Origin of the sequence: Stackebrandtia nassauensis DSM 44728 (assembly GCF_000024545.1) — a bacterium.
Lineage (GTDB): Bacteria > Actinomycetota > Actinomycetes > Mycobacteriales > Micromonosporaceae > Stackebrandtia > Stackebrandtia nassauensis.
Window position 1 is genome coordinate 6,339,507 of sequence record NC_013947.1, and the last position, 16,668, is coordinate 6,356,174.

Annotated in this window: 18 protein-coding genes and 1 riboswitch; of the genes, 8 read left to right on the forward strand and 10 right to left on the reverse strand. The window is 68.6% G+C overall.

Annotated features, from left to right (window positions below):
- Window positions 1-14: 14 nt before the first annotated feature.
- Genes SNAS_RS35480 through SNAS_RS29625 form a run of 3 tightly spaced genes read right to left on the reverse strand, consistent with a single transcriptional unit; the run spans window position 15 to window position 3,073 of the window.
- Complete coding sequence (locus SNAS_RS35480) at window positions 15-467, reverse strand: hypothetical protein (RefSeq protein ID WP_013021184.1); 453 nt, start codon at window positions 465-467, stop codon at window positions 15-17.
- Between the two features lie 23 nt (window positions 468-490).
- Window positions 491-1,636, reverse strand: coding sequence for a PQQ-binding-like beta-propeller repeat protein (locus tag SNAS_RS33500; RefSeq protein ID WP_013021185.1), 1,146 nt, complete (start codon window positions 1,634-1,636; stop codon window positions 491-493).
- A 60-nt stretch (window positions 1,637-1,696) separates the two neighbouring features.
- Complete coding sequence (locus SNAS_RS29625; RefSeq protein ID WP_083787266.1) at window positions 1,697-3,073, reverse strand: PrsW family intramembrane metalloprotease; 1,377 nt, start codon at window positions 3,071-3,073, stop codon at window positions 1,697-1,699.
- Between the two features lie 83 nt (window positions 3,074-3,156).
- Window positions 3,157-3,274: riboswitch (SAM riboswitch) on the forward strand.
- A 33-nt stretch (window positions 3,275-3,307) separates the two neighbouring features.
- Between SNAS_RS29625 and SNAS_RS29630 the strand changes: the two genes are divergently transcribed.
- Both SNAS_RS29630 and SNAS_RS36035 read left to right on the forward strand, forming a co-directional pair.
- On the forward strand, window positions 3,308-4,711 hold the full coding sequence (locus SNAS_RS29630) for an aminotransferase class V-fold PLP-dependent enzyme (protein ID WP_013021187.1): 1,404 nt from the start codon (window positions 3,308-3,310) through the stop codon (window positions 4,709-4,711).
- A gap of 42 nt (window positions 4,712-4,753) precedes the next feature.
- Window positions 4,754-4,894 carry a hypothetical protein gene (locus SNAS_RS36035; RefSeq protein WP_013021188.1) on the forward strand — a complete coding sequence of 47 codons (141 nt, stop codon included), beginning with the start codon at window positions 4,754-4,756 and terminating at the stop codon, window positions 4,892-4,894.
- 22 nt (window positions 4,895-4,916) lie between these two features.
- On the opposite strand, the gene SNAS_RS29635 is transcribed toward SNAS_RS36035, so the two are convergent.
- Window positions 4,917-5,516, reverse strand: coding sequence for a TetR/AcrR family transcriptional regulator (locus SNAS_RS29635; protein WP_013021189.1), 600 nt, complete (start codon window positions 5,514-5,516; stop codon window positions 4,917-4,919).
- A gap of 93 nt (window positions 5,517-5,609) precedes the next feature.
- Between SNAS_RS29635 and SNAS_RS36040 the strand changes: the two genes are divergently transcribed.
- Window positions 5,610-5,837 carry a hypothetical protein gene (locus tag SNAS_RS36040; RefSeq protein ID WP_013021190.1) on the forward strand — a complete coding sequence of 76 codons (228 nt, stop codon included), beginning with the start codon at window positions 5,610-5,612 and terminating at the stop codon, window positions 5,835-5,837.
- Window positions 5,838-5,914: 77 nt separating this feature from the next.
- Here SNAS_RS36040 and SNAS_RS29645 read toward each other — a convergent pair whose 3' ends face one another.
- Entirely contained in the window at window positions 5,915-8,539 is a 2,625-nt protein-coding gene (locus SNAS_RS29645) for a valine--tRNA ligase (protein WP_013021191.1), read from the reverse strand.
- A 144-nt stretch (window positions 8,540-8,683) separates the two neighbouring features.
- Here SNAS_RS29645 and SNAS_RS29650 point away from each other — a divergent pair, with 144 nt between their 5' ends.
- Complete coding sequence (locus SNAS_RS29650) at window positions 8,684-9,127, forward strand: DoxX family protein (protein ID WP_013021192.1); 444 nt, start codon at window positions 8,684-8,686, stop codon at window positions 9,125-9,127.
- Window positions 9,128-9,182: 55 nt separating this feature from the next.
- Here the strand turns inward: SNAS_RS29650 and SNAS_RS29655 are convergent, their stop codons facing one another.
- Entirely contained in the window at window positions 9,183-10,127 is a 945-nt protein-coding gene (locus SNAS_RS29655; RefSeq protein WP_013021193.1) for a hypothetical protein, read from the reverse strand.
- 95 nt (window positions 10,128-10,222) lie between these two features.
- Between SNAS_RS29655 and SNAS_RS29660 the strand changes: the two genes are divergently transcribed.
- Window positions 10,223-11,392: a hypothetical protein gene (locus SNAS_RS29660; RefSeq protein ID WP_013021194.1), complete on the forward strand. Its 1,170-nt coding sequence runs from the start codon at window positions 10,223-10,225 to the stop codon at window positions 11,390-11,392.
- 12 nt (window positions 11,393-11,404) lie between these two features.
- Here the strand turns inward: SNAS_RS29660 and meaB are convergent, their stop codons facing one another.
- On the reverse strand, window positions 11,405-12,328 hold the full coding sequence (gene meaB / locus SNAS_RS29665; protein ID WP_013021195.1) for a methylmalonyl Co-A mutase-associated GTPase MeaB: 924 nt from the start codon (window positions 12,326-12,328) through the stop codon (window positions 11,405-11,407).
- Entirely contained in the window at window positions 12,325-13,521 is a 1,197-nt protein-coding gene (locus tag SNAS_RS29670; protein WP_013021196.1) for an acetyl-CoA C-acetyltransferase, read from the reverse strand. Before SNAS_RS29670 ends, meaB begins: the two co-directional genes overlap by 4 nt.
- A gap of 48 nt (window positions 13,522-13,569) precedes the next feature.
- Here SNAS_RS29670 and mce point away from each other — a divergent pair, with 48 nt between their 5' ends.
- A complete protein-coding gene (gene mce / locus SNAS_RS29675) occupies window positions 13,570-14,001 on the forward strand; it encodes a methylmalonyl-CoA epimerase (protein WP_013021197.1) in 432 nt (143 codons plus the stop codon).
- On the opposite strand, the gene SNAS_RS29680 is transcribed toward mce, so the two are convergent.
- On the reverse strand, window positions 13,998-14,843 hold the full coding sequence (locus SNAS_RS29680; RefSeq protein ID WP_013021198.1) for an NAD(P)H-binding protein: 846 nt from the start codon (window positions 14,841-14,843) through the stop codon (window positions 13,998-14,000). The two genes, mce and SNAS_RS29680, sit on opposite strands and share 4 nt — an antisense overlap.
- A gap of 126 nt (window positions 14,844-14,969) precedes the next feature.
- Here SNAS_RS29680 and SNAS_RS29685 point away from each other — a divergent pair, with 126 nt between their 5' ends.
- The gene (locus SNAS_RS29685) at window positions 14,970-15,455 is read left to right on the forward strand and encodes a MarR family winged helix-turn-helix transcriptional regulator (RefSeq protein WP_013021199.1); all 486 of its coding nucleotides are present in this window, start codon (window positions 14,970-14,972) and stop codon (window positions 15,453-15,455) included.
- A gap of 10 nt (window positions 15,456-15,465) precedes the next feature.
- Here SNAS_RS29685 and SNAS_RS29690 read toward each other — a convergent pair whose 3' ends face one another.
- Window positions 15,466-15,816 (reverse strand): hypothetical protein, encoded by a 351-nt coding sequence (locus SNAS_RS29690; protein WP_144300685.1) that lies wholly within the window; start codon window positions 15,814-15,816, stop codon window positions 15,466-15,468.
- A 360-nt stretch (window positions 15,817-16,176) separates the two neighbouring features.
- Here SNAS_RS29690 and SNAS_RS29695 point away from each other — a divergent pair, with 360 nt between their 5' ends.
- Window positions 16,177-16,665 carry a hypothetical protein gene (locus tag SNAS_RS29695; protein ID WP_013021201.1) on the forward strand — a complete coding sequence of 163 codons (489 nt, stop codon included), beginning with the start codon at window positions 16,177-16,179 and terminating at the stop codon, window positions 16,663-16,665.
- Window positions 16,666-16,668: the final 3 nt, after the last annotated feature.

Consider the following 16,668-nt stretch of genomic DNA (forward strand, 5'->3'; position numbering starts at 1 on the left):
ACGGTGCCCGGTCGTCACCACAGGACCCAGGTTTCGTACAGCAGGTGCTGCAATTCCACCACAAGGCCCACGACGGCTACCGCGGCACCGGACACCGCCGCGACACCCGCTGCGGCACCACGGTCACCGTAGCGCGCCAACAGGAATGCCGCACCCGCGGCGACCAGGCTCGCGGCGAGCATCACCCACAAGCGGGATGGCAGATCGGTCCCGAGGAACGCGGTGATAACGAACCACAGCACCGCGACGCCCGCTCCGGCGAACACTCCGGCCGAAGTAGACCGATGCGGCTCCCGGTACGTGGGGCGGGTCAGCGTCTCGTCCACCGGCCGTGCGGGGCGCCCCCACTGGGGCTGGGACTGCGGCAGCAGTGGGGGCCGCTGCTGGGGTTGCGGCCTACCGACCTGCGCGTACTGCCCGCGTCCGGGCGCGGTGGCGCCCGGCGTGGCCCATCCTGAGTCGGTCATGGCTCAAGAGTAAGTGGGCTGGCCTAGTACGGGAACAGGGCCAGTCCGCGGCGGTTGATCTCACCGCCGGCGAAGGTCGAGAACGAACCGCCCGCGGCGAGCACGCCGCCGCCCCGGGCCAGGAAGTGGGTGCCGGTGACCGAGTTGGCGCCGGGATTCCATGAGTGGACGGAGTTGCCGGTGCTGACGGCGAACAGCTTGCCGCGTTCGGCGAAGACGCCGTCCAGGCACCGCCCGTTGGCGCCCAGGTCGTCTCCGGCGCACAGCCTGTCGAAGTGGCCACCGGCCACGACGACGCCGCGGCTGACCGAGACGGCGGTGACGTCGCCGTCGGTGATGCGCTCCCAGTCGGTGCCGCCGCCGGAGTCGTAGGCCATCACGCGGCCGCCCTGGCCGCCGGTGGCGGCGTAGATCCGGCCGTCGTAGGCGTCGATGTCGTAGACGAGGCCCTTGTCCTGTGGGTCGAAGCTGGAGTACACCGCGCCGGAGTCGGGGTTCAGGGCGGCGAGTTTGCGGACCTGGGTGTCACCCACGGCGGTGAAGCCGCCGCCGACGTAGAGCTTGCCGTTGGCGGCTTCCAGCGTCCGCACGCCCCGGTCGAACATCGGGGCGAAGTCCCCGACGAGGCCACCGGTGCCGGTGCTGACGGCGGCAACCTTGCCACGCGGCTGGCCGTTGACGGTGTTGAAGTCCCCGCCGATGTACAGCCGGGTGCCGTCGAGTTCCAGGGCGCGAGGCAGCGCGTTGACGGAGACGTCGAAGTCGCGGTCCACGGCGCCGGTGCGCAGCGAGAACCGGGCCAGGTGCCGGGCGGGGTGGCCGTTGGCCTCGGTGAAGCGTCCGGCGACGTACAGGTAGTGGGAACCGGTGGCCAGCGCGTAGACGGGGCCGTTCAGTTCCGGGGAGAAGACCTCGAGGTCGCCCTCGGGGGACACCGCCGCCAGGTGGGTGCGCTGCTGGAGTTTGCCGTCGGCGACGGCCTCGGCGAACTCGCCGCCGACGAAGAACTTGCCGCGCGCGTAAGCGAGCGCGTGGACCGGTCCCTTGAAGGTCGCCCCGGCGATCGGCTGCGCCGCAAGACTTTCGGGGACCGGCTCGGCGAAGGCGGCGACCTGAGCTGCGAACACGAGGGCCACGACAGCGCCGATGACAGCAAGTAGTCGTCTCATGACGAGTCAGTCTGTCATGTCGGGGCGCGAAAGCCGCGACGGCGCGAGCTAACACTTCGGTCAGTAACGCGGCCGGGGCCAGCCGGGATTCACCGGCGCGCGAACCACCATCGGGATCGGCATGACCGGCTGCGGCGGCGGGTTCACCTGGCGCACCGAGCGGTCGGGGAACTCGATCTGGTAGTAACGTCCGTCCCATTTGGCGTGTGGCATCGTGCGATCGGCTCCGGCGAACAGTTCCCGGCAGGCCACCAGTGACCGCAGCAGCGCGTACTCGCGCTGCTGGTCGTCCGGATTGGCGACGCCCCGGCGCATGCTGTCGCGCAGCAGCGCCAGCTGGGTGGCCAGGTGCTGGTAGTCGCGCATGGCCTTGCCGCCGGTGTCGCCCGCGACCCGACGGGCCCAGCGGCGGGCGGCGGCGCGGCGGCGATAGGTTGCCAGGGCGGCGATCTCGGGCGGCGAGATCCAGCCCGCGTCCACATAGTCGGCCAGTTCGCGCACCGCGAGCCGGGCCTCGGCGGCCCGCACCCACAGTGCCCCGCCGACGGCCGAGAAGAAGATCGGCATCATCACCGACAGGTAGCCCGACAGCAACACGTTGGGGCCCAGCGAGGCCATCAGGTTCCACAGTCCGTGCAGCAGCATCGCCACCAGGATCATGCCGACCGGCAGCAGCCAACGGGTGAAACCGTTGCGGGCCCGGCGCCGCGACAGGCCCAGCCCGATCGCGGTCATCGACGTGAACAGCGGGTGGGCGAAGCCGGAGAAGAAGATCCGCATGATGAACGTCATCGTCGCCACCAACGCGCCCCCGGCGGCTCCCAGGTCGCCGCTGGAGCCCTCGGCGTAGCCGCGACCGAGGTAGAGGATGTTCTCCACCATCGCGAAACCCACCGCCGACAAGCCACAGTAGACGAGCGCGTCCACGAGTCCGGTGAAGTGCCGGCGCCGGAACCAGAAGATCAGCAACGGCCCCAGGGCCTTCATGAACTCCTCGATCACCGGGGCGACGGTGGTGGCGGTGAAGATCTCGGCCCAGCTCTGCATCTCGGGTTCGGGCCACGGCCAGTCGACGAGGCTGTACAGCTTCATCCCCAGTCCGTTGACGCCCAGCGCCACCGACGTGGCCACCAGGGCACCCCAGGCGAAACAGAACACCAGATACCAGGCGGGCTTGGGGTTGTAGCGCCCCAGCCACAGGAAGCACGCGACGAGCAGCGGCACCGGCAGGATCGCCGCCGCCAGGCCCACCATCGTGGCGCGCAGCCCCAGGTTGAACCCGGTCGCCCACGTCATGACGACGGCTCCGGCGGCCAGCAGCACGATGATGCCGATGATCATGAAGAACCGGCCCCAGGAGAACCCGTCCTTGACGGGCACGGTCGGCCCGTCCTCCATCCGGGGCGGCTGGGGCGGCGCCGGAGAAACGCTCGTCATGCCGAAAAGACTATCGGTTGCGTATCTCACGAACCGGAACACGGGGTGGACAGCCGAGGGGTCGTCGGCTAAGTTCGCTGTCAGGTCATGAGTGACAGCGCTAAGCCCCGGCTGGCTGTCCGGCAACCCAACTCCGCGTGGGGGTGCCCCGGGTGAAGACCGGGTTCGGCGTCAATACCGGCGCCGCGACAAGCGCGGGCCCCTCGGGTCCCACGGACCTGATGGAGGCACCCGATGGCTACGTCCACACTCATAAACCGCCCCGCTGCGGTGATTCCCCGTCCCCGGCCGCTGGCCGAACTGCTGCCCGCCGCCGCGAACCGGGCGCGGGAGCTCGACGTCGTCGAGGCGCCCGAGGTGCCGCTTGTGGACGGTACGTCGACCCGGTACGCGAACTTCGACTACGCCGCCAGTGCCCCGTGTATCCGGGCCGCCGCCGACGCGGTGGCCGAACTGCTGCCCCGCTACACGGCGGTGCACCGGGGCGCGGGCTGGCTGTCCCGCGAGTGCACCCGGTCCTATGAGGAGGCTCGCGCCGCCGTGGGACGGTTCCTGGGTTGCCGTCCCGACGACTCGGTCGTGTTCACCAAGCACACCACCGAATCCCTGAACCTGCTGGCCCGCGCGGTGCCCGAGGGCACCCGGGTGGTCGTCTTCGACTCCGAGCACCACGCGAACCTGCTGCCGTGGACCGACCCGATCCGGTTGCCGGTCCCCGACTCCCCCGCCACCGCGGTGCGTTCGATCGTGTCGGCCCTCGAGGTGCTGGGCGACGAGGCGCCGGTCCTGGTCGCCATCACCGGTGCCTCCAACGTCACCGGCGAGCTGTTCCCGATCGCCGAGGTCGCCGTCGCGGCCCGCCGCTTCGGTGCCCGGGTGGTGCTGGACGCCGCGCAGCTGGCCCCGCACCGCGCGATCGACATCGCCGCGCTGGGCGTCGACTACGTCGCGATCTCCGGCCACAAGCTGTACGCCCCGTTCGGCGCCGGGGTGCTGGCCGGACGCTCCGACTGGCTCGACGCCGCCGACCCGTTCCTGGCCGGTGGCGGGGCCACCGCCACCGTCGGCGACGCCACCTGCGACATCACCTGGAAGACCGGCCCGGCCCGCCACGAGGCGGGCAGCCCCAACGTCATCGGCGCGGTGGCGCTGGGCGCGGTCTGCGAGGCCCTGTCGAACGCCCGCCGTTCCGAGCTCGTCGCCCGCGAGGACGCGCTGCGCTCCCGGCTCGCCGACGGCCTGTCGGCGATCCCCGGCGTCAACCAGCTGCACATCTTCGGCCCCGACTCCGACCGGGTCGGCACCGTCGCGTTCACGATCGACGGACTGTCGGCCGGAGTCGCGGCGGCGGCCCTGTCGGCCGAGTACGGCATCGGCGTCCGCGACGGCCTGTTCTGCGCCCACCCGCTCACCCGCCGCCTCGTCGGCCGCCACCGCACCACCGCGCCGAGTGGTTGCGGCGGCGGCGAACCCGCCTCCCCGCAGGCGCTGCGGGCCAGCATCGGCCTTGGCACCACCGAAGCCGAGGTGGACCGGCTCATCGCCGCCGTCGCCGAGCTCGCGGCCGCGGGCCCGGCCTGGAACTACGCCGAAGTGGACGGACGCCAGACGCCGGTCCCCGATCCGCGAGTCGGCTGACCCCGCCACCTACGCGGTATCCTTGGCGGCTGGAGGTTTCCCGTGTCTTCACCCCGCAAGGACTCGCTGCGGTCGATAGCGGTCATGATCGGCCTGTTCGTGTTCGTGATCGCGGCCGTCGTGATCGTGCTCACCTTCGGACTGTCGCTCCTCACGGACGACTTCGTCGCGCAGTTCGAATAGTGAGACCCCGCCACCCCAGCCGCTAGCGCGCCGCCAGCAGCTGGTCGATGTGGTAGGTCAGCACCGCCAGCGCCGATTCGGCGCCGCGGTGGCCCAGCGCGATGTCCACACCGAGGCTGACGGCGACCGCCCAGCAGATGTCGGCGTCGATGTGCGCGTCGGCGTCGCGCTCCACGCCCCGTTCGACGCGCGCGGCGGTGATGAGTCCGGCGGTGAAGTCGCGCAGCTGGTCGTCGGCGGGGGCCAGCATCTGCGCCATCGACGAGTCGGACATGGCCCGGCCCACCACCGCCAGCGAGAACCGGATCAGCCGGACGCTCTCCTCGTCGAGCCGGACCATCGCGTACAGGCACTGCCGCAGCATGTCCTCGGCTGAGGCCGTGTCGATCGCGGCGATGCCCGCCTCGATCTTGGCGTTCAGTTCCAGCACCGAGCGCCGCATCGCGTCCTGCACCAGGTCGCTCATCGACGGGTAGTAGTGCTGCACCTGTCCCATGGACACACCCGCCTCGGCGGCGACCTTGCGCAGCGTCACCCCTTCCAGTCCGTTGCGCACGGCGAGGGACCACACGGCTTCCACCAGCCGTTTCTTGCGGTCGGCGTGATTGACGAGCCTGGGCATGGCCTGGTGCCTCCATGGCGGTGCGATCGCATTGCGTTCGAGTAGACATCGTATTACAATGCAAGTGCATTGCTAAAACTCGAAAGGCGAACGATGAAGTTCCTCGTGATTCAGATCTGCGGCATGGTCGTGCTGGCCATCGGCGGCCAGGGAGCGATCCGGCTGTTGATCGACCACGGCGACCGCGGCCTGCTGGACTGGCTGCCGGGCGGGTTCGCGGTCACCCTCGCCGGATACGTGCTCGTAGCGATCATCGGCCTGCTGCTGGGTGGCTGGGGCGCCGACAAGCACAAGAAGCAGCAGCAGGCCGAGCGGGCATGACCCCACGGCGCGTTCGGACGAAAAGACGGCTGGGCCGGGGTGTCGCGATGACACCCCGGCCCAGCCGGAACTGTTGACTAAGCCGACGGCAGCGCGTTCAGCTGACCGTTGACACGCTCGATATCGGACTCGGCGGCGGCCTTGCGGGCCCGGATCTTGTCCACCACGTCGGCGGGCGCCTTGGCCAGGAAACCCTCGTTGCCGAGCTTGCGCTCGGTGCCGTCGAGTTCCTTCTTCGCGGCGGCCAGCGCCTTCTCCAACCGCGCGCGCTCGGCGGCCACGTCGATGGTGCCCCGGGTGTCCAGTTCGGCGGTCACCTCGGACGTCACCGCGAGCTTGGCGGTCGCGGTGAACTCACCCGAGGGCTCGTCCAGCCGCGCCAGCGACCGCACCAGACCCTCGTGCTCGGCCAGACCGGCCCGGTCCAGACCGGACAGCCGGGTCGCCACCCGCTGCGCGGGTTTGAGGCCCTGGTCGCTGCGGAACCGGCGGATCTCGGTCACCAGGTGCTGGATGCCCGCGACGGTCTTCTCGGCCGCCGCGTCGGTGGCACCGGCCGTCGGCCACTCGGCCACCATGATGGACTCACCGCGCTCCTCGCCGCCGGTCAGCGCCAGCCACAGCTCCTCGGTCACGTACGGCGTCATGGGATGCAGCAGCCGCAGCAGCGTGTCGAGCACGTGGCCCAGCACCCGGCGGGTGGACGTGGCGGCCTCGCCACCAGCCATCAGCACCGGCTTGCTCAGCTCCAGGTACCAGTCGCACACCTCGTCCCACGCGAAGTGGTACAGGGTGTCGCTGGCCTTGCCGAGCTGGTACGCCTCCATCTGGGCGTCCACCTCGGTGACGGTGTGCGACAGCCGCGACAGGATCCACCGGTCGATAGTGGACAGCTGCTCGGGTTGCGGCAGCGGCCCCTCGGTGGTGGCACCCGACATGAGCGCGAACCGGGTGGCGTTCCACAGTTTGTTGCAGAAGTTGCGCGAACCCTGCACCCAGTCCTCGCCGATCGCGGGGTCGGCGCCCGGGTTGGAACCGCGCGCCAGCGTGAACCGCACCGCGTCGGAGCCGTAGGCGTCCATCCACTCGATCGGGTCGACACCGTTGCCCGCGGACTTGGACATCTTCTTGCCGAACTGGTCCCGGATCAGGCCGTGCAGCACCACGTCCTTGAACGGCGGCTGGCCGTCCATGGCGTAGAGACCGAACAGCATCATCCGCACCACCCAGAAGAAGATGATGTCGTAGCCGGTCACCAGCACCGAGGTCGGATAGAACTTCTCCAGCGCCTTGGTCTGCTCCGGCCAGCCCATGGTCGAGAACGGCCACAGCGCCGAGGAGAACCAGGTGTCCAGCACGTCCTCGTCCTGTGTGTACCCCTCGGGCGCGGTCTCGCCCGGACCCACACAGATCTGCTCGCCGCCCGGTCCGTACCAGATCGGGATCCGGTGGCCCCACCACAACTGCCGCGAGATGCACCAGTCGTGCAGGTTGTCCACCCAGGAGAAGTAGCGCTTCTCCTGTTCCAGCGGCAGGATCCGCACCTTGCCCTCGCGCACCGCGTCACCGGCGGCCTTGGCCAGCGGGTCCACCTTCACGAACCACTGCAGGCTCAACCGCGGTTCCACGGTGGTCTTGCAGCGGTCGCAGTGGCCCACGGCGTGGACGTAGGGACGCTTCTCGGCCACGATCCGGCCCTCGGACCGCAAAGCGGCCACAATGGCCGGACGGGCCTCGTAGCGGTCCAGCCCCAGGAACGGTCCGTGCGCGGTGATGACGGCGCGTTCGTCCATGATGAGCGGAGCCGGGAGACCGTGCCGCTGCCCGATCTCGAAGTCGTTGGGGTCGTGCGCGGGGGTCACCTTCACCGCGCCGGTCCCGAACTCCGGGTCCACGTGCTCGTCGGCGATGATCGGGATCCGCCGCCCGGTCAGCGGCAGTTCCACCTCGGTGCCCACCAGGTGCTTGTAGCGCTCGTCCTCGGGGTGCACCGCCACGGCGGTGTCGCCGAGCATCGTCTCGGCCCGGGTCGTGGCCACCACGATCGCGTTGTCGCCGTGCCCGTAGCGAATGCTCACCAGCTCGCCGTCGTCGTCGCTGTGGTTCACCTCGATGTCCGACAGCGCCGTCATACAGCGCGGACACCAGTTGATGATCCGCTCGGCCCGGTAGATCAGGCCGTCGTCGTACAGCTTCTTGAAGATCGTCTGGACGGCGTCCGACAGCCCCTCGTCCATGGTGAACCGTTCCCGGTCCCAGTCCACGGAGTCGCCGAGCCTGCGCATCTGTCCCGAGATCTTGCCGCCGTACTCGGACTTCCACTGCCACACGCGATCCACGAACGCCTCGCGGCCGAGGTCGTGCCGCGACAGCCCCTCCTCGGCCAGCTGCCGCTCCACCACGTTCTGGGTGGAGATGCCCGCGTGGTCCATGCCCGGCATCCACAGTGCCTCGAAGCCCTGCATCCGCTTGCGGCGGATCAGGGTGTCGATGATGGTGTGGTCCATGGCGTGCCCGAGGTGCAGGCTGCCGGTCACGTTGGGCGGCGGGATCACGATCGAGTAGGCGGGCTTGTCGCCGTCGTCCGAAGCGGTGAACCGGCCGTCGGCTACCCACCGCTGGTAGCGCCGAGACTCTACGTCTACGGGCGCGTACTGCGGTGGGAGTTCCGTACGGGCCTGGTTCTTCGCTTCATTCGTCACCCGGACAGTTTACGAAGCGCACCCTACCGCCGTCATCGAGGTTTCCGCGCGACGCGGCGATGAGTTCCGCGTCTCCGTTACGTCATACCTAACACATACCGTGAAGGCGCCCCCCTTCAGACACCTCACATATGAAGGAAACCAATGTCTGACAACGCAACCCCCGCCCAGGACACCAAGCGCCCCGGCAAAGCCCTCAACATCATCCTGTGGGTCTTGCAGGGCCTGCTGGCCGCGTTCTTCGTGTTCGCCTCGGCCCCCAAGCTGCTGGGCGACCCGACCGCCGTCGAGATGTTCGGCAAGATCGACTTCGGCGACTGGTTCCGCTACCTGACCGGCATCGTCGAGCTGGCCGGCGCCATCGGCCTGGTCATCCCGCGACTGTCCAGCCTGGCCGCCAGCGGCCTGGCCATCGTGATGGTGTGCGCGACCGTCGCCAACCTCACCGCGCTCGAGATGGCCTGGGCGGCACCGCAGACGATCGTGCTGGCGGCGCTGTTCGTCTTCATCGCCTGGGGCCGTCGCGACCAGAACAAGCGACTGCTCGCCATGTTCAAGGGCTCCAAGACCGAGCCGTCCTCCGTCTGAAACACCGCTTCGCGACGCGCCGCCGGACCACGGCGGCGCGTTGTCGCGTCCCGGCTCAGTAACCCTTGGGGTACACGTAGACCTTCGTCGCCGATGCGTCGAAGTTCTCCGGCGGGCCGTCAGTGACGATGAGGTGCTGCTTCGACCAGCCGGGCGGGATCTCGGCGCGGAGGTTCAGCGCCTCGAGCGGCGAGGCTCCGACGATCTTTCCGTTGTCGTCGCGGAAGATCGCGCACCCGCCGGGCCGTTCAACTATGCGCTCGTATCCGGAGTCCACCCGAAACCGCAGCAGCAGGTCGCCGCGCTCATCGGCGTACGCGCCGATCTCGTCGTCGCCCCAGTAGGGAACCTCCTGCCCCTGGTTCACCCATGAGCCCTTGACCTTGCTTACCTTGAGTTCGGCGAAGGCCCCCGTCTGGCCGTCGACCGGATACCACCGCACGTCAGCCACGTCGAGTTTGACCTTCGCGACCCCCGAACTGTCCATATAGACCACATCGCCGATGCCGACGCGTTGTCCCGGAAGAATCACGGGCACGGTCGGGTCGAGATCGTAGTCGCCGTGCTCCTTGTTCAGGGACTTGCCGTCACCGTCGAGGATCGCCAGCTTCAGGGTCACGACCGCCACCATCTCCTCGCTGGTGTTCTCGACCATGGCACCCCAGCTGACCTGCGGTTCTCCCGCGACATCCACCAGGGGCTGGTATCCCTTCTCCACAATCCTCACTTCGCCGTCGTCGGACGGCTTGTCGGTTGGCGGCGCGTCCGGCGGGACCGTGTCGGTCGATTCCGGGGACGGCGTGCTGAGGTGCGGCGGCGTATCGTCGAACGGCATCCCGGAACAAAACCAGACCAGGGCGGCGAGCCCGATCACGAGAATCAGAATCGCGCGTGGCCGATTCGCCGGTGCGATGAGCGGCGGCGAGTCCTGATCGACCCGCGGGGTTCCGTCGGGATCGGCCTGCGGCGTCTCGTCCGAGACGGGGTCTGGCGTCGTCATGGGATCTCCACATTCGGCGGTCATCGCTGGCGGCGAGGATAGCGGCCCCACGCAACCCGAACGGCGACTTGACAACCGGCCCTAATCTCGTTGCCGTGAACACCTTCGCACCCGCCGGTCGCCGCCTCCGCGCCTCGCTGCGTACGCACCGCAAGCGGTGGATTCTGATCACGGCCCCCGTCGCGGTCGTCGCGCTGCTCGCACTGGTCACCTACCTGGTGTGGCCACAACTCACCGATCCCGCCGCGGCGACGATTCGCGACTACCTCACCGCCATCCGCGACGGCGACGCGAGCCGCGCCCGCGAACTCGCCGAGGGCGACGACGGGACTTCCGCGGTCGACGACGAAGCCAGCACCCGCTTCCTCGCCGACGACGCCCTCGGTGCCGAATGGTCCATCGACACGGTGAAGTCGACGGGAGAGGTCACCGCGGACACGCTGACCGCCTATGTGAAGACGACGATCTCAACCCCTGACGGCGAACGCGCGACGCACACCTTCCAGGTCCACAACAACGACGACGGTAGCTGGGACATCATCGATCCCTACGTCACCGCCGTCTTCTCGCCGTCATTGGTGCCGTACGTCGATGTCAACGGCGCCAAGAAGAACATCACCGGCTACGAGGCCCCTGAGGACCACGTCAGCGAAGCGACCTTCCTGCTGTTCCCCGGCGCCTACCGGTTCTACGAATCGGTTCCGAAGGTCATCGACTACGACGCCCCCACCATCCCCCTGCTGACCGGGAACCTCAACGTGGGCTTCGGGGGAGACGACGTTAGTTACGGCGTGAACCCGGTGAAACTCCCCGCGATGACCCTGACGAAGTCTGGCCAGAAGACCGCGCAGAAACTCGTCAACGACTACATCGACGACTGCGCGAAGAAGACCAAGGCCCTGACGCCCGGATGCCCGTTCGGCGCCGAGTACGTTCTCATCCCGGACAAGCCCGGCTATGCCTACGACGAGGACTCCGTCAAGAACGTCAAGTGGAAGGTGATCGACTATCCCGTCATCACGGCGGTCCACGACGCGACCGTCTTCGCCATATCCGACCGGCAGCGCGGCACAGTGAAACTCACCGCGACCGGCACCGAAGACGGCGTCACCGCCACCTCAACGGCCGAATGCGAGATCATCGACACCGAGTTCAACCTCGAGATCACCAAAAAGGGCAAACTGCGGCTGTTCCCGGAAGGCGGACGCACCGACCTCGACGACGTCGATCCGGACGGGCTTCGCTGGTCGACCTGCCCCGACTGAGGACCGGCGGGTTCAGCGGTCGAGGATCTCGTCGGCGGCCGCGTACGGGTCCAGTTCGCCTCCGGCGACCCGGCCCGCCAGCGTCTCGTCCACCCGGTACTTGCGCGCCAGCGCGCCCAGCACGATCGCCGAGATCTCGGCCTTGGCGCGGGCTTCCCGACGGCGACGCAGTTCGCCGTGCTCGTCGAGCCACTGGTGGTGTTTCTCGATGGCGCCGACGACTTCGTCGATGCCCTCTTCCCGGTGGGCGATGGTCTTGACGATCGGCTGCCGCCACTCGTGCGGCTCCCGGGTCACCAGCGCCATCATGGAACGGATGTCGCGGAAGGTGGCGTCGGCGCCGTCGCGGTCGGCCTTGTTGATGACGAAGATGTCGGCGACCTCGAGGATCCCGGCCTTGACCGCCTGGATGCCGTCGCCCATGCCGGGCGCCAGCAGCACCAGGGTGGTGTCGGCGAGCCCGGCGATCTCGACCTCGGCCTGCCCGACCCCCACCGTCTCGATGAGGATGACGTCGAAGCCGCACGCCTCCAGCACCCGCACGGCCTGCGGGGTGGCGGCGGCCAGCCCGCCCAGATGTCCCCGCGAGGACATCGATCGAATGTAGACACCCTCGTCGAGGGCGTGCTCCTGCATCCGCACCCGGTCGCCGAGGATGGCGCCGCCGGTGAACGGACTGGACGGGTCGACGGCCAGCACCGCGACGCGTTTGCCCGCCGAACGGAACGTCGACACCAGCGCCGTGGTCGTGGTCGACTTGCCCACGCCGGGCGAACCGGTCAATCCGATGACCTGCGACTGTCCGGTCAGCGGCGCCAGGGTGGCGGCGACGGCGCGAACGCCTTCACCGCCGTTCTCGACGACCGTGATCAGACGGCCCAGCGCGCGCGGGTCGCCGTCGGCGGCCCGGCGGGCCAGGTTCTCGATGTCGCTCAAGACACCCTCAGCAGCAGTGCGTCGCCCTGTCCACCGCCGCCGCACAGGGCCGCGGCACCGAGCCCGCCGCCGCGCTCGCGCAGCTCGTGGGCGAGGGTCAGCGCCAGCCGGGCTCCGGAGGCCCCGATCGGGTGCCCCAGAGCGATGGCGCCCCCGTTGGGGTTGACGATCTGCGGGTCGACGCCCAGGTCCCGGGTGGACTGGATCCCCACCGCGGCGAAGGCCTCGTTGATCTCGATGACCGAGAGGTCCGAAGTAGACTTGCCGGACTTGGCCAGCGCGGCCTGGATCGCCCGGGACGGCTGCGAGTGCAGCGAGGTGTCGGGACCGGCGACCATGCCGTGCGCCCCGATCTCGGCCAGGTACTCAAGCCCCAGCTCGTTCGCCTTCGCCTTGCTCATGACGACGACGGCGGCGGCCCCGTCCGAGATCGGCGAGGAGTTGCCCGCCGTGATGGTGCCGTCCTTGGTGAACGACGGCCGCAGCCGCGCCAGCACCTCGGGGGTGGTGTCGGCCCGCACGCCCTCGTCGGCGGAGACCACGATCGGGTCGCCCTTGCGCTGCGGCACCTCGAAGGCCGCGATCTCACGATCGAAGCGGCCGTTCTTCTGCGCCGCGGCGGCGCGCACGTGCGAGGCGGCGGCGAACTCGTCCTGCTCGGCCCGCCCGATCCCCAGCTTCGTGTTGTGGTTCTCGGTCGACTCCCCCATCGGGATGTGCTCGTAGGCGTCGGTCAGGCCGTCCAGGGCCATGTGGTCGGCCATCGTCACGTCGCCGTACTTGTATCCCTTGCGCTGCCCGGTGAGCAGGTGCGGCGCCAGCGTCATCGACTCCATGCCCCCGGCGACGGCGATCTCGATCTCACCGGCCCGGATCAGCTGGTCGGCCATCGCGATCGCGGTCAGCCCGGACAGGCACACCTTGTTGACGTTCAGCGACGGGATCGTCAGCGGAATTCCGGCACCGGCGGCGGCCTGGCGAGCCGGGTTCTGACCGGCGCCGGCCTGCAGGACCTGCCCCAGGATCACGTACTCCACCTGCCCGGCGTCCACCCCGGCGCGCGTCAGCGCGGCGGCGATGGCGTGGGATCCGAGCTTGGTGGCCGGGATGTCCCCCAGCCCGCCGAGCAGTTTGCCGTTCGGGGTGCGGGCGCCCGCGACAAGAACACTCGTGGTGCGATCGTCGCCTGTCATGTCGACCTCCAGATCGAGATTCACTGACCTTAAGCCAGACTAAGGGGCATGGCTGAAATCAAACCCGTGGGGCTGCTTGGTGTGGATCACGTCGGCGTGGCCGTGGCCGACCTCGACGCGGCGATCCGGTTCTACGAGGACATCCTCGGCGGCGAATGCGTCCACGTTGAACAGAACGACGAACAGGGTGTGCGCGAGGCCATGATCGCCATCGGCGGCGGCACCACCCGGATCCAGCTGCTGGCGCCCACCGACCCCGCCTCCACGATCGCCAAGTTCCTGGACAGGAAGGGCCCCGGCCTCCAGCAACTGGCCTACACCGTGGCCGACATCGACGCGGCCTGCGCCAGCCTGCGCGCCAAGAACATCCGGCTCCTCTACGACGAGCCCCGCCGGGGCACCGCCGACTCGCGCATCAACTTCATCCACCCCAAGGACGCCGGTGGTGTCCTCGTCGAACTTGTCGAACCCGCGCGCTAGGCGGCGAAGGCGACCCGCTGTTCGCTCACCCACTGGCCGAAGGGCCGGGCCGGGTGACCGGTGATCCGCTCGACGTTGTTGTTGACCAGCGCCGGGACGTCGACGGCCGCGGCCATGACGTCCAGCAGCGTCTCCAGCACCGCCTCGGGCAGGTGCGGCGGACGTTCGGCCAGTGCCTGCTCGCGGGTCAGCTCGTCCAGTCCGATCGGCCGGTCCAACGCTTCGCCCAGGACGGACACGACGTCGCGCAGCCGCATTGATTCCGGCCCGGTGAGCACCTGCATCCGGCCCCGGAACCGTTCCCGGGTCAGCAGGTCGGCGGCCACCTCGGCGACGTCGTCGATGTGGATCGGGTTCACGTGCGCGTCGGCGAAGGCGAGCCGGACCCGGCCGCTGTCGCGGATGTCGTTCGCCCAGTCGCGGCGCGCGTTGCTGGCCAGCCAGCTGGGATAGAGCACCGTGTGGTCGAGCCCCGAGGCCGACAGCGTCCGTTCGATGCCCTGATGGACCTGCCCGATGACGCGGTCGTGTTCGCCAGCGTCCCAGGACCCGGGTGATGACAGCAGCACCACGTGCCGCACCCCGGCTTCGCGGGCCGCCGCCAGCAGTGCTTCCGGGCTGCCCGATCGAATGGGGTAGAGGAAGATCGTGTCGACGCCGTCGAGCACCGCCGTGGCGTCACCCGGCTGACCGATGTCGAGGCTGACGGTCTCGACGCCGTCCGGCACCTCGAGTGCGGCGGCTTCGCGCGCGGCGGCCCGCACCGCGAATCCGGTGTCCGCCAAAGTGGACACGACCCGGCTGCCGATGTTGCCGCTTGCTCCGGTGACGAGGACGGTCATGGCACTGCTCCTTCGCGAGCTCCGTCGCGAAGCGTCGGAAAGCCCTGGTAGATAGCATGAGGGGTACACTAATTTGATTTGGAAGCAAATTAGTTTTGACAGCAAAGCTATATCGGAAGTGGGCCGATGACAAGCAGCAAGCGGCGTCCGGCCGGGCAGGATCCGGACCTCGACGAGGCGGTGCGGGCATTGCTGCTGCTCATGCCGCGCATGGTCGGTCGTGTGAAACGCATCCCCGTCCCCGAACAGCTGCGCTCGCTGGAACTGAGTCCGCGCCACCTGTCGATGCTGGCCCTGATGCTGTTCGACGGCCCGATGACGGTCAACCAGCTCGCCAACCGGCTGGAGGTCGCGCCGACGACGGTGAGCCTGATGGTCAGCGAACTGAGCCGCAAGAACGTCCTGACCCGGCTGGAGGACGAGAACGACCGCCGTCGCCGCATCATCGACATCACCGACGCGACGCGCCCCGACATCGAGACCTGGCTGGCCAACGGCGCCCGAGCCTGGCACCAGGCGCTTGACCCGCTCACGCCCGAGCAGCGACGGCTGTTCATCGACACCCTGCTCGCCTACGAAACCGCCCTGGAGCGCACCAACGCCGCCGACTGACGTCGGCGGATCAGCCTCCCATCGCGAACCCGGGACCGAAGTACTTCTGCCGCAACTCGGACGACTGGGACCGGTAGTCCTTGATCGCCAGCCGCACGGCCACCAGCACCTCCCGGGTGAAGTCGGCCTCGGGCAGCCGCTTCACCGTCCCGTCCTTGATCTTGAACTGCCAGCGCAACAACGCCTGCGTCCGGGTGCGGACGGTGCCGTCGCCCGACTCACCCCGGCCCTCGACCTCCAGCCGCGCCTGTTGGTACTCGCGGTCGTGGGAGTTCCACTCGTCGCCGGGCTCGAACACGACCTCCAGGCCCGCCGAGGTCACGATCTCGGTGTAGCCACGCCGATAGCTCGTCCACGTCAAGGTCGCCAACCGCGACAACTGATGTTCAAGTTCGCGTTCGGTATACGCCTCATAACCACCGGACCGAAACTCCAGCTTGAGATTAGTGCGCCCCGTCAGAATCGAACGGATATTGCCATCCGGAGAACTTGACCTAATGGAAAGCTTGTCCAATCTTTCCGCAATATTCATCCAGAATTACCCTTCTCAAGTCTCCATTTATATACGGCTTGACCTGCGCAGTTATACGAATATTGCCATTCTAATGACCACTTTCCACTGCTAGCATTCCGACTATCCACAATCGTTTCCACCTCGGTCACTTTTCGACAATGACTTACATCACATTCGGTAAACCATGGCAACGAAGGGCAGCATCCCATGACGGTCGCGGGTGAATTGACCAAACTGTGGAAAGCCGGTGCCTACACCCTCCCCGAGGCCGCCGCCCAGTACGGCGACGCCGGTCAGAAGTCCGGCTGGACCACCGGCTTCGACGAGAGCGGCTTCCTGCGCACCAGCGTCAGCGGCAGGGTCACCGCCCCCATGGGCGTCGACCAGCCCCTGGAGCACACCGACCTCGGCAAGCTGCAACCACAGTGGACCCGACTGCGCGACACCCTGCAGAACCGCATCATCCACAAGACCCGCGCCAACCTCGTCAAGGCGGGCGAGGCCCTCATGCAGATCGCCGACGACTACGCCGACCGCGACGGCAGAGCCCGCGACGCCATCGACCGCGAACGGGAGCAACTCGACAAGATCGGCCCCCCCGTAGTCCCCGACGCGCCGACCCACACCACCCCCAAACCCAAGGACTACTACGAAAGCCCCACCGGCGACGACCTGGTCAAACCCCTGCCGTACTAAGGA